At 71.4% G+C, this 13340-nt stretch carries 6 protein-coding genes; 5 read left to right on the top strand and 1 reads right to left on the bottom strand.

Annotated features, from left to right (window positions below):
• Positions 1 to 32: 32 nt before the first annotated feature.
• Both ABZ883_RS25275 and ABZ883_RS25280 read left to right on the top strand, forming a co-directional pair.
• A complete protein-coding gene (locus ABZ883_RS25275; protein WP_360909754.1) occupies positions 33 to 1928 on the top strand; it encodes an ABC transporter ATP-binding protein in 1896 nt (631 codons plus the stop codon).
• A gap of 418 nt (positions 1929 to 2346) precedes the next feature.
• Positions 2347 to 4722 (top strand): M4 family metallopeptidase, encoded by a 2376-nt coding sequence (locus ABZ883_RS25280; RefSeq protein ID WP_360909756.1) that lies wholly within the window; start codon positions 2347 to 2349, stop codon positions 4720 to 4722.
• A gap of 83 nt (positions 4723 to 4805) precedes the next feature.
• Here ABZ883_RS25280 and glgP read toward each other — a convergent pair whose 3' ends face one another.
• Entirely contained in the window at positions 4806 to 7442 is a 2637-nt protein-coding gene (gene glgP, locus ABZ883_RS25285; protein ID WP_360909758.1) for an alpha-glucan family phosphorylase, read from the bottom strand.
• A 471-nt stretch (positions 7443 to 7913) separates the two neighbouring features.
• Between glgP and ABZ883_RS25290 the strand changes: the two genes are divergently transcribed.
• The 3 genes from ABZ883_RS25290 to ABZ883_RS25300 all read left to right on the top strand — a co-directional run bounded on the left by ABZ883_RS25290 (position 7914) and on the right by ABZ883_RS25300 (position 13340).
• Positions 7914 to 9911, top strand: a complete 1998-nt coding sequence (locus ABZ883_RS25290; protein WP_360909760.1) for an alpha-1,4-glucan--maltose-1-phosphate maltosyltransferase — start codon at positions 7914 to 7916, stop codon at positions 9909 to 9911.
• On the top strand, positions 9908 to 11626 hold the full coding sequence (treS, locus tag ABZ883_RS25295; protein ID WP_360909762.1) for a maltose alpha-D-glucosyltransferase: 1719 nt from the start codon (positions 9908 to 9910) through the stop codon (positions 11624 to 11626). The genes ABZ883_RS25290 and treS overlap by 4 nt, the downstream gene beginning before the upstream one ends.
• 253 nt (positions 11627 to 11879) lie before the next feature.
• Complete coding sequence (locus ABZ883_RS25300; RefSeq protein WP_360909764.1) at positions 11880 to 13340, top strand: maltokinase; 1461 nt, start codon at positions 11880 to 11882, stop codon at positions 13338 to 13340.

The raw sequence follows: 13340 nt of genomic DNA on the forward strand, positions 1-13340 counted from the left end.
GGCATGATCCGATCCCAAGGGAGCAGCGCACGATGACCTCGGTCACGGAGTCACAGCCGTCCACCGGCGAACCCGGGGAACCGGGCGCGCCCGCCGGCCCCGGTGAGCCCGCCGAGGACCGCACACCGGCTGCCGGGGACGATCCCTTCGACCGGGACACCCTGCCCACACCCCCCGGGGCGTCGCGGCAGTTGCTGCGCGACCTCGTCGGCCCGTACCGCGGGCGGGTCTGGTTCGCGGCGGTGCTGCTGCTCGTGCAGCAGGCCGCGGTGCAGGCGGGCCCGCTGATCGTCGCGCTGGCCATCGACCAAGCGATCCCGGCGCTGCGCCGGCACGACCACGGGCCGCTGATCGCGGTGGCCGCGGCCTACATCGGCTGCGCCGTCGTGGGCGGGCTGCTCCAGCGCGCCTTCATCCGCAAGGCCGGGCTGATCTGCCAGGACGTCCTGGTGGAGCTGCGCGGCCGGATCTTCCGGCACGCCCAGGCGCTGGGCCTGGACTTCCACGAGCGCTACACCTCCGGCCGGATCATCGCCCGCGCGACCTCCGACGTGGAGTCGATCCGCGAGCTGCTGACCGAGGGCCTCCAGGAACTGCTCAACGTCGGGCTGTCGGTGCTCTACATCTCCGCGGTGCTGCTGTGGCTGGACTGGCCGCTCGGCCTGTTCACGCTGGCGAGCGGCGTGCCGCTGGTGTTCACCATCCGCGCGTTCCGCCGCCGTTCGGCCCGGGTGTACACGCGGCGCTCGGCCGCGACCGCTGCGGTCATCGTGCGCTTCACCGAGACGATGAACGGCATCCGGCCCGTGCAGGCGTTCCGCCGGGAGCAGGCCAACGACGAGGCCTTCGGCGAGCTGAACGCCACGCACCGCAAGGCCAACGGCGACGCGATCCTGGAGATGGGCCGGTTCACCGTCTCCTCCTGGCTGATCGCCAACACCTCGGTGGCGCTGGTGGTCCTGTGGGGCGCCTACCGGGTGGCCTCCGGTTCGCTGGAGCTCGGCGTGCTCGCGGCGTTCGTGCTCTACCTGCGCCGGCTGTACGCGCCGATCGACCCGCTCGGCATGTTCCTCAACTCCTACCAGTCGGCCGCCGCCTCGCTGGAGAAGATCGCCGGCCTGCTCGCCCAGCGTCCCTCGGTGCCGGAGCCGGAGAGCCCGCGGCCGCTGCCGCCCACGGTGGCGGAGATCCCGGGCCGCGAGGTGGCCTTCGACGACGTCCGCTTCGCGTACCGCACCGGCGGCGAGGTGCTGCCCCGGTTCGACCTGCGGCTGCCCGCGGGGCAGACGGTGGCGGTGGTGGGGGCGACCGGCGCCGGCAAGTCGACGCTCGCCAAGCTGCTGGCCCGCTTCTACGACCCGACCTCGGGCCGCGTCACCCTCGACGGGGTGGACCTGCGCGACCTGACGCTGCCGGACCTGCGCCGCGGCGTGGTCATGGTCACCCAGGAGGCGTTCCTCTTCTCCGGCACGGTCGCCGAGAACATCTCGATCGGCCGCCCGGAGGCGACCCGTGAGGAGGTCGAGAACGCCGCCCGCGCCATCGGCGCCCACGAGTTCATCGCCGCCCTCCCGGACGGCTACGACACCGACGTCCGCAAGCGCGGCGGCCGGATCTCCGCCGGGCAGCGCCAGTTGGTCGCCTTCGCGCGGGCGCTGCTCGCCGACCCCGCCGTGCTGATCCTCGACGAGGCGACCTCCTCGCTGGACGTGCCCGGCGAGCGCGCGGTGCAGCGCGCGATGAGCGAGGTGCTCCGGGGCCGTACGGCGGTGATCATCGCGCACCGGCTGTCGACGGTCGAGATCGCCGACCGCGTGCTGGTCATGGACCAGGGCCGGATCGTGGAGGACGGCACCCCCGCCGAGCTGGTCTCCGGGGCGGGCCGCTTCGCCGATCTCCACCAGGCCTGGCGCGACAGCCTCGTCTGACGCCCCCTCCCCCCGGCGCCGCGCCGGGGGGCCGCGTCACGGGACGCGTACTCCGGCAGCCGCTCGCCCTGAATGCCCGTTTCGTGCGGCATTGCACGCTGCCCCCGACCCGGGCCCTGTCGCGCCGTCACGCCCTGCGGGACACGTCGTCCGTTATGCGGACCGACTGTCCTCCTGAAAGGACGTATTCGGCCAACTTCTCGTCACGTACATGACATCAACCCATGAGTAGTGGCACTCTTCCCCCGGTCGGCTCAGAACGCGCCCGCGCCGGTGCACCTCCGCGCGCCGGCGCTCCGGCCGGAGCTCCGCAACGTCCCACCCGCACGGCTTGCACGGCTAGTTCCGCCCGGGCAGCACACCCTGTCTGCCCGGCTGTCCCCGGCCGCCAACCGCGGCCGACGCAGTAGGAGTCCGAGTGAGACGATCCCCCCGCAAGGCAGTCGCGGCCACAAGCCTGGTCGCCACCGCCGCATTCCTCGCCGTCGGCATACCGTCGACCACCGCCGCGGCGAAGCCCGCCCCCCACACGAGCCAGGCCCGCGCCGGAGCGCTCGAGGCCACGCTCACCCCCGCCCAGCACAGCTCGCTGATCAAGAGCGCGAGCGCCCGGACGGCCGTGACGGCCCAGTCCCTGGGCCTGGGCAGCAAGGAGAAGCTCGTCGTCCGGGACGTCGTCAAGGACGTGGACGGCACCCTGCACACCCGCTACGAGCGCACCTACGCCGGGCTCCCCGTGCTCGGCGGTGACCTCGTGGTGCACACGCCCGCCAAGGGCGCCGGCACGCTGGGCACCACGTTCAACACGAACAAGGCGATCACGGTCGCCTCGACGACGCCGAAGGTCGCCGGGTCCGCGGCCACCACCTCCGCGCTGAAGGCCGCCAAGGCGCTGAAGGCCGAGGCGCCCGCCGCGGACAGCGCCCGCAAGGTGATCTGGGCCGGGCAGGGCACGCCGAAGCTCGCCTGGGAGAGCGTCGTCAGCGGTCTGCAGGACGACGGCACGCCGAGCCGGCTGCACGTCGTCACCGACGCCATGACCGGCGCGGAACTGTACCGGTACCAGGACATCAAGACCGGCACCGGCAACACCCAGTACAGCGGATCGGTGACGCTCGGCACCACGCTGTCGGGCTCGACGTACCAGCTCACCGACAACACCCGCGGCGGCCACAAGACGTACAACCTCAACCGGGCGACGTCCGGCACCGGCACCCTGTTCACCGACGCCGACGACGTCTGGGGCGACGGGACGGGCTCCAACACCCAGACCGCCGGCGCCGACGCCGCCTACGGCGCCCAGGAGACCTGGGACTTCTACAAGACCACCTTCGGCCGCAGCGGCATCCGCAACGACGGTGCGGCGGCGTACTCGCGGGTGCACTACAGCAGCGGCTACGTCAACGCGTTCTGGGACGACAGCTGCTTCTGCATGACCTACGGCGACGGCTCGGGCAACACCCACGCCCTGACCTCGCTGGACGTCGCGGGCCACGAGATGAGCCATGGCGTCACGTCCAACACCGCGGGCCTCAACTACACCGGTGAGTCCGGCGGCCTCAACGAGGCGACCTCCGACATCTTCGGCACGGGCGTCGAGTTCTACGCCAACAACAGCAACGACGTCGGTGACTACCTCATCGGCGAGAAGATCAACATCAACGGCAACGGCACCCCGCTGCGCTACCAGGACAAGCCGTCCCGTGACGGCACGTCACCCGACAGCTGGTACTCCGGCATCGGCAACCTGGACGTGCACTACTCCTCGGGCCCGGCGAACCACATGTTCTACCTGCTCTCCGAGGGCAGCGGCGCCAAGGTCATCAACGGGGTCAGCTACAACAGCCCGACCGCCGACGGCATCGCCGTCGCCGGCATCGGCCGCGCCGCCGCGCTGCAGATCTGGTACAAGGCGCTGACCTCGTACATGACGAGCAGCACCAACTACGCGGGCGCCCGCACCGCCGCGCTCAACGCCGCCTCCGCGCTGTACGGCGCCTCCTCCGCCCAGTACGCGGGCGTGCAGAACGCCTTCGCGGGCATCGGCGTCGGCAGCCACGCCCCCGTCTCGGGTGTGACGGTCACCAACCCGGGCAACCAGAGCAGCACCGTGGGCACCGCGGTCAGCCTGCAGATCCAGGCGAGCAGCACCAACAGCGGCGCCCTGAGCTACGCGGCCAGCGGTCTGCCGGCCGGTCTGTCGATCAACGCCTCCACCGGTCTGATCTCCGGCACCCCGACCACCGCGGGCACCTCCACCACCACGGTCACGGTCACCGACTCCGCCGCGAAGACCGGCACCGCCTCGTTCACCTGGACCGTCACCACCCCCGGCAGCTGCGCCTCGGCGCAACTGCTCGGCAACCCGGGCTTCGAGTCCGGCAGCGCCTCCTGGACGGCGAGCAGCGGTGTGATCACCAATGACAGCGGCCAGGCCGCGCACGGCGGTTCGTACAAGGGCTGGCTGAACGGCTACGGCACGACGCACACCGACACGCTGTCCCAGTCGGTGACGATCCCGGCCGGCTGCAAGGCGACCTTCACCTTCTGGCTGCACATCGACTCCGCCGAGACGACCACCAGCACCCAGTACGACAAGCTGACCGTCACGGCCGGGTCGACCACCCTGGCCACGTACTCGAACCTCAACAAGGCCACGGGCTACACCCAGAAGTCCTTCAGCCTGAACGGCTTCGCCGGCTCCACCGTCAGCCTGAAGTTCACCGGCACCGAGGACTCCTCGCTGCAGACGAGCTTCGTGGTGGACGACACGGCCGTCACCACCTCCAGCTGATCCCCGCGGGGTGACGTGAACGCCGGGCCCCGGCCGTCGAGGACGGCCGGGGCCCGGTCATGTGCCCGCGCAGGCGGTGCCGGTCAGCGCAGCACGCCGGCCGTCATGCCCACCGCCTCGGCGGGCACCGCGATCAGCCCCAGCTCGGCAGGCGAGGCGAGCAGCCGGTGGGTGGGCAGCACCCGCACGGTGTAGCCGAAGGGCCCGGTGCGGTCCAGTGCCAGCGGCCCCTCGTACAGCCAGCGGCCCTCCAGGTCGGGCCGGCCGCCCGGCTTCAGCGAGACCACCGACAGGTCGGTGATCCGGTCGGAGTCGTCGACCCGGCCGGAGACCACCTGGACGTCGACGTCGCCCGGTTCCAGGTCCCCGAGGGCGACCTGGACCCGCAGCGTCAGCGTCGTCCCGAGCTCGGGCGAGCCGCCGACGGCGGCACCGGTCTCCACGTGGTCCACGGCGATCCGCGGCCACTGCTCGCGCACCCGCCGCTTCCACGCGGCCAGTTCGGCCGCCTCCCCGCCGGTGGCGAGGCGGTGCGCGGCGGCGGCCGGGGCGTACAGCCGCTGGACGTACTCGCGCACCATGCGGCCGGCCAGCACCTTGGGCCCCAGGGTGGTGAGGGTGTGCCGGACCATCTCGATCCAGCGCGCCGGCAGCCCGTGGGTGCCCTGGTCGTAGAAGCGCGGGGCGACCTGGTTCTCGATCAGGTCGTACAGCGCGGCCGCCTCGATGTCGTCGCGCCGGTCGGGATCGCCCTGGGCGCCGAAGCCGTCGGCGGTGGGGATGGCCCAGCCGTTGTTGCCGTCGAACCACTCCTCCCACCACCCGTCGAGGACGGAGAGGTTGAGGCCGCCGTTCAGCGCGGACTTCATCCCGGAGGTGCCGCAGGCCTCCAGCGGGCGCAGCGGGTTGTTCAGCCAGACGTCGCAGCCGTGGTACAGGTGCTGCGCCATGGCCATGTCGTAGTCGGGCAGGAAGACGATGCGGTGCCGTACCCGCGGGTCGTCCGCGAAGCGCACCAGCTCCTGGACCAGGCGCTTGCCGCTGTCGTCGGCCGGGTGGGCCTTGCCCGCGACGACGATCTGGACCGGCCGGGAGGCATTGAGCAGCAGGTCCATCAGCCGGTCCTGGTCGCGCAGCATCAGCGTGAGCCGCTTGTACGAGGGCACCCGGCGGGCGAAGCCGATGGTGAGCACATCGGGGTCGAGCACGTCGTCGGTCCAGCCCAGCTCGGCGGAACCGGCGCCGCGCTGCCGCCAGGACGCGCGCACCCGGCGGCGCACCTCCCACACCAGCTGCTCGCGCAGCTCGCGGCGCAGCTCCCAGACGGCGGCGTCGGGGATGGCGCCGACGGACTCCCAGGTGTCGGCCAGGCCGACCGTCATCGCGTCCTCGGCGATCTGCGAGCCGGCCTGCCGGGCGCCGAGCCGGAACACCTCGGGCGCCACCCAGGTGGGGGCGTGGACGCCGTTGGTGACGGAGGTGATCGGCACCTCCTCCGGGTCGAAGCCCGGCCACAGCCCGGCGAACATCTCACGGCTGACCTGGCCGTGCAGGGTGGAGACGCCGTTGGCGCGCTGGGCGAGCCGCAGGCCCATCACGGCCATGTTGAAGACGTTGGGGTCGCCCCCGGAGTACGTCTCCATGCCCAGTTCCAGCACGCGCTGCACGTCCACCCCGTGCAGTTCGCCGTCGTCGCCGAGGTGACGGGCGACCAGCTCGCGGTCGAAGCGGTCGATGCCCGCGGGCACCGGGGTGTGGGTGGTGAAGACGGTGCCGGCGCGGACCGCCTCCAGCGCGGAGTCGAAGTCCGTGCCGGTGTCCTCGGCCGTGAGCTCGCGGATGCGCTCCAGACCGAGGAAGCCGGCGTGCCCCTCGTTGGTGTGGAAGACCTCGGGCGCGGGGTGGCCGGTCAGCGCGCAGTACGTGCGCACCGCGCGGACGCCGCCGATGCCCAGCAGCATCTCCTGGAGCAGCCGGTGCTCGCTGCCGCCGCCGTAGAGCCGGTCGGTGACGTCGCGTTCGCTGGGGTTGTTCTCCTCGACGTCGGAGTCCAGGAGCAGCAGCGGCACCCGGCCGACCCTGGCCAGCCAGACATGGGCGCGCAGGCTCCGGCCGCCGGGCAGGTCGAGGACGATCAGGACGGGGGCGCCGCCGTCGTCGCGCAGCAGGGACAGCGGCAGCTCGTTCGGGTCGAGCACCGGGTAGTGCTCCTGCTGCCAGCCGTCGCGGGACAGCGACTGCCGGAAGTAGCCGTGCCGGTAGAGCAGGCCGACGCCGATCAGGGGGACGCCGAGGTCGCTGGCGGCCTTGAGGTGGTCGCCGGCCAGGATGCCCAGGCCCCCGGAGTACTGGGGCAGCGCGGCGGTGATGCCGAACTCGGGCGAGAAGTAGGCGATGGCGGAGGGGAGTTCCCCGCTTCCGGCGGCGCCCTGGTACCAGCGGGGGTTGGCGAGGTAGTCGTGGAGGTCCTCGACGGCGGTACCCAGCCGGCGCAGGAAGCGGCGGTCCGTGGCGAGCGCGTTCAGCCGTTCCTTGGAGACGGCGCCGAGCAGGCGCACCGGGTCGCCGGCCGCCGCCCGCCAGCCCTCGGGGTCGACCGCCTGGAACAGCTCGCGGGTCTCGGGATGCCAGGACCAGCGCAGATTCTGCGCGAGCTCCCCGAGCGGACGTAGTGGTTCGGGCAGGACAGTTCGCACGGTGAATCGACGAATAGCCTTCACTCTTCGACGGTAGCGGCATCCCCCGGCGCGGTGGTGGCAACCGACGACCGGATGCGCTCCGCGCCGGTGCACGCCGGGGGCGCACCACCAGGGGGCGCGGACCGGCGCCCGCGACGTGACCGCAACCGCTCCGCGGACCCCCCGGACCACCCGGCCACGCCCCCTCGGCAACGGCTCCGACCCGTCGACAATCGGCCAGAACCACGGCGTCCACGGGGCCGGCCGGTTTTCCGGAGGCTTTGCAAGCTACGCCCCAGTACCCCCTTCCCAAGGGCATTCGGGCGGCATCCACTGGGCAGGCTCACCCTTGCGCGACGCGGCGCCACTTCTCCTCCTCACACCTCGACTCACATCCGCCCACCCGAGTGAACGCGGACAGGAGCGGTCATGCCCCCAGGCAGCCAACCGAAGGAGCAGATAAAAAGAGTGCACGTCACCCGCCCGGCCACCAGCTCGAACAGGTGAGGCGCAATGATCGGTCGTATCCCCGTCCTGGACGTCCGCCCGCTGGTCGACTGCGGGCGCCGCCCCGCGAAGGCGGTGGCAGGCGAGACCTTCCAGGTGTCGGCGACGCTATTCCGTGAAGGACATGACGCCGTCGGGGCGAATGTGGTCCTGAAGGACCCCTCGGGCCGCAGCGGCCCCTGGACCCCGATGCGCGAACTCGCCCCCGGCACCGACCGGTGGGGCGCCGATGTGACCCCGACCGCCGAGGGCCGCTGGACGTACACGGTGGAGGCCTGGAGCGATCCGGTGGCCACCTGGCGGCACCACGCGGGCATCAAGATCCCCGCCGGCATCGACACCGAACTGGTCCTCGCCGAGGGCGCCGCACTGCACGAGCGCGCCGCGGCCAAGGTCCCCAAGAAGGACGGCCGGGCGGTCGTGCTCGCCGCCGTCGACGCGCTGCGCGACGACAGCCGGCCCCCCGCGGCCCGGCACGCGGCAGCACTGGCCCCCGACGTCGTGGCCGTGCTGGACCGCCATCCCTTGCGCGAACTGGTCAGCGCCTCCCGCCCGGCGGCGCTCCAGGTCGAGCGGCAGCGGGCGCTGTTCGGCTCCTGGTACGAGATGTTCCCCCGCTCCGAGGGCGCGGTGGTGGACCCGTCCGGGAAGCGGCCCCCGCGGTCCGGCACCTTCCGTACGGCGGCCGACCGGCTGCCGGCGATCGCGGCCATGGGCTTCGACGTGGTCTATCTGCCGCCCGTTCACCCGATCGGGTCGGCCTTCCGCAAGGGGCCGAACAACTCCCTGACGCCGGGTCCGCACGACGTCGGCTCGCCGTGGGCGATCGGCTCCCCCGAGGGCGGCCACGACGCGGTCCACCCGGACCTCGGCACGCTGGAGGACTTCGACTTCTTCGTCGAACGGGCCCGCGAACTGCGGCTGGAAATCGCCCTGGACTTCGCCCTGCAGTGCTCCCCCGAGCATCCGTGGGTGGAGAAGTACCCGGAGTGGTTCTCGCGGCGGCCGGACGGCTCGATCGCGTACGCCGAGAACCCGCCGAAGAAGTACCAGGACATCTACCCGATCGCCTTCGACTCCGACATGTCCGGGCTGGTCCGCGAGACCGAGCGGGTGCTGCGGCACTGGATGGACCACGGGGTGCGCATCTTCCGGGTGGACAACCCGCACACCAAGCCGGTGGTCTTCTGGGAGAAGGTCATCACGCACATCAACCGCACCGACCCCGACGTCATCTTCCTGGCCGAGGCGTTCACCCGTCCGGCGATGATGCACACCCTGGCCCGGATCGGCTTCCAGCAGTCGTACACGTACTTCACGTGGCGTAATGAGAAGCAGGAGCTGGTCGACTATCTGACGGAGCTCAGTGGGGACGCGGCGAGCTACATGCGCCCGAACTTCTTCGTCAACACCCCCGACATTCTGCATGCCTATCTGCAACAGGGGGGACGGGCGGCGTTCGAGGTGCGCGCGGTGCTCGCGGCGACCCTCTCGCCCACCTGGGGGGTGTACGCCGGATACGAGCTCTGCGAGAACGTGCCGGTGCGCGAGGGCAGCGAGGAGTACCTACACTCGGAGAAGTACGAGCTGAGGCCCCGTGACTGGGCGGCAGCCGAGGCCGAGGGCCGTTCCCTCGCGCCGCTGCTCACCGCGCTCAACCGGCTGCGGCGCCGCCACCCCGCGCTCCAGCAGCTGCGAGATCTGCGCTTCCACCACGTGAACAACGACGCGGTGCTGGCGTACTCGAAGCGCTCGGGCGACGGCGGTGATGTCGTACTGGTGGTCGTCAACCTGGACCCGCACCACACCCAGGAGGCGACCGTCTCGTTGAACATGCCGGAACTCGGCCTCGCATGGCACGAGTCCACCCCGGTGCGCGACGAGCTCACCGGTGAGACCTACCACTGGGGCAGGAACAACTATGTGCGCCTCGAGCCGGGCCGCGTGCCCGCGCACATCTTCACCCTGCGACCTACTCCATCGACAGGAGGGTCACCCACTTGATCGTCAACGAACCCGTACCTGACACGTTCGAAGACACCCCGGCCAAGGACCGGGACCCCGATTGGTTCAAACGGGCCGTCTTCTACGAGGTACTCGTACGGTCATTCCAGGACAGCAACGGCGACGGGGTCGGCGACCTCAAGGGGCTCACCGCCAAGCTGGACTATTTGCAGTGGCTGGGCGTCGACTGCCTGTGGCTGCCGCCGTTCTTCGCGTCACCGCTGCGCGACGGCGGCTACGACGTCTCGGACTACACGGCGGTGCTGCCGGAGTTCGGCGACCTGGCGGACTTCGTGGAGTTCGTGGACGCCGCGCACCAGCGCGGGATGCGGGTGATCATCGACTTCGTCGTGAACCACACGAGCGACCAGCACGAGTGGTTCCAGCAGTCCCGCAGCGATCCGGACGGACCCTACGGCGACTACTACGTCTGGGCGGACGACGACAAGCAGTACCCGGAAGCCCGGATCATCTTCGTCGACACCGAGAGCTCCAACTGGACGTTCGACCCGGTGCGCAAGCAGTACTACTGGCACCGCTTCTTCTCCCACCAGCCGGATCTCAACTACGAGAACCCGAAGGTCCAGGAGGAGATCCTCGCCGCCCTGCGCTTCTGGCTCGACCTCGGCATCGACGGGTTCCGGCTGGACGCGGTGCCGTACCTCTACCAGGAGGAGGGCACCAACTGCGAGAACCTGCCGCGCACCCACGGCTTCCTGCGGATGGTGCGCCAGGAGATCGACGCCCACTACCCGGACACGGTGCTGCTCGCCGAGGCCAACCAGTGGCCCGAGGACGTCGTCGACTACTTCGGCGACTACGCCAAGGGCGGCGACGAGTGCCACATGGCCTTCCACTTCCCGGTCATGCCACGCATCTTCATGGCGGTGCGCCGGGAGTCGCGCTACCCGGTCTCGGAGATCCTGGCCAAGACCCCGGCGATCCCCAAGAACTGCCAGTGGGGCATCTTCCTGCGCAACCACGACGAGCTGACGCTCGAAATGGTGACGGACGAAGAGCGCGACTACATGTACGCGGAGTACGCCAAGGACCCGCGGATGCGGGCCAACATCGGCATCCGGCGCCGGCTCTCCCCGCTGCTGGACAACGACCGCAACCAGATCGAGCTCTTCACCGCGCTGCTGCTCTCCCTGCCGGGCTCGCCGATCCTCTACTACGGCGACGAGATCGGCATGGGCGACAACATCTGGCTCGGTGACCGCGACGCGGTGCGCACCCCGATGCAGTGGACGCCCGACCGCAACGCGGGCTTCTCCTCCTGCGATCCGGGGCGGCTGTACCTGCCGACGATCATGGACCCGGTGTACGGCTACCAAGTCACCAATGTCGAGGCGCAGATGAGCTCACCAAGCTCGCTCCTGCACTGGACCCGCCGGATGGTCGAGATCCGCAAGCAGAACCCGGCCTTCGGACTCGGCTCGTACACCGAACTGCCCTCCAGCAACCCGGCCGTCCTGGCCTTCCTGCGCGAGGCGCCGTCGCTGGACGGCAAGGGCGACGACCTCGTCCTGTGCGTGAACAACTTCTCGCGCTTCGCCCAGCCCACCGAGCTCGACCTGCGCTCCTTCACCGGCCGCCACCCGGTCGAGCTCATCGGTGGTGTCCGCTTCCCCGCCATCGGGGAGTGGCCCTACCTGCTCACTCTCGCCGGTCACGGCTTCTACTGGTTCCGGCTGCGCCGCGACGCGGTGTAGCCGGACCGCCCGAGGACGGCGACCCCGGCGGTCCGGTGCGGTTTCGCACCGGACCGCGGGGGCAGGCTCCCCCTGCCGAATCCAGCGTCATATCGGATGCTTGTCGGGCGCTTGGCACCTTGTAGGCCAGTACGCCAATTGCACCACCAGCTCGGATGATATTCGTCCGACACGTCCCGTGAGTCGGACAGTCGCCGCAGCGCACCCCTTCACTTAGGGAACCAGCAGGCCCGGCACCCGAGGAAAGGACGTCATGTCGGACACCTCGTGGCTTCGCTCCTCCGCAGCCCCCGCCGGCACCACCGTGCCCCCGGCCCCGGGACTGCTCTCCACTCTCGGCCCCTTGCTGCGCGAATGGCTGCCCCGGCAGCGGTGGTTCGCCGGCAAGGGGCGGCCGATCACCGCGTTCGGCCTGGTCTCGGCCACCGAGCTGCTGCCGGCGGACGGCCGGCTCGGCACCCCCGGGCTGCTCCATCTGCTGCTCGACGTCCACCAGGACGGCCCGCACGAGACACAGCGGTCGGGCCGCGGCCACGGGCACCCCGACACCTACCAGTTGCTGCTGGGCTCCCGGGCCCTGCTGCCGCCGGCCCTCGCGCCCGCCCTCATCGGGCACGCGGTCGGCGGGCCGCTGGACGGCCTCACCATCTACGAGGCGCTGCACGACCCCCGGCTGACCGCCCTGCTGCTGGAACGGCTGCGCGCCCCCGGCCGCACCGGGCACCTGCGGTTCGGCGCCGAGGCGGATGCGGCGATCCCGGCCGGCCCGGCGCCGCGGCTGTCCACCGCCGAACAGTCCAACAGTTCGGTGATCTACGGCGACAGCCACATCCTGAAGCTCTTCCGGCGGGTCGCGCCCGGCCCCAACCCGGACCTGGAACTGTCGCTGGCCCTGGCCCGCGCCGGGTCGCGGCGGATCGCCGCGCCCGCCGCCTGGTTCGAGGCGGTGGGCCTGTACGACGAGCCCGCCACCCTGGGCGTGCTGCAGCGCTACCTGCCCGGCTCGTCCGGCGCCTGGGAACTGGCGCTGGAGGCCGTGGAGAAGGACCTCGACTTCTCGGGCGACGCGCACGCGCTGGGGCGCGCGACCGCCGAGGTGCATCTCGCGCTGGCCCGCGCCCTGCCCACCAGCACCCTGCGCCGGCAGCAGATCGAACACATCGCCGGGGCGATGGCCGACCGGCTGGACGCCGCGGCCGCCGCCGTACCCGCGCTCCGGCCGTACCGCGCCCGGCTGCGCGCCGCCTTCGAGGACCTCGCGGTGCTCGGCGAACAGGGCACGGAACTGGCGGCCCAGCGCATCCACGGCGACCTCCACCTGGGTCAGGCCCTGTTGACCCAGGCCCAGGGCTGGGTGCTCATCGACTTCGAGGGGGAGCCGGCCCGTCCGCTCCCCGAACGCCGCCGTCCCGCGCCGCCGGTGCAGGACGTGGCCGGCATGCTGCGCTCGTTCGACTACGCGGCCCGGCACCACGATCCGGCCGCCCCGGGCGCGCCCGAATGGGCCGAGACCCAGCGGGCCGCGTTCTGCGCCGGATACGCGGAGGCCGCCGGGACCGACCCACGGGACGAGCCCGTGGTGATACGTGCCTACGAGACCGACAAGGCCGTCTACGAAGTGCTCTACGAGGCCAGGCACCGGCCCGCCTGGCTGCCCATCCCCATGGCCGCCGTGCGGCGCCTCTCGCAGCCGCTCCGCGGTGCCACCCCCTGA

It is taken from the genome of Streptomyces sp. NPDC046977 (assembly GCF_040644455.1).
In the GTDB taxonomy this organism is placed as follows: Bacteria; Actinomycetota; Actinomycetes; order Streptomycetales; family Streptomycetaceae; genus Actinacidiphila.

Coding starts and splice junctions, on each gene's coding strand:
- ABZ883_RS25275 (WP_360909754.1), top strand. CDS start 33: ATGACCTCGGTCACGGAGTCACAGCCGTCCACCGGCGAACCCGGGGAA.
- ABZ883_RS25290 (WP_360909760.1), top strand. CDS start 7,914: ATGATCGGTCGTATCCCCGTCCTGGACGTCCGCCCGCTGGTCGACTGC.
- ABZ883_RS25300 (WP_360909764.1), top strand. CDS start 11,880: ATGTCGGACACCTCGTGGCTTCGCTCCTCCGCAGCCCCCGCCGGCACC.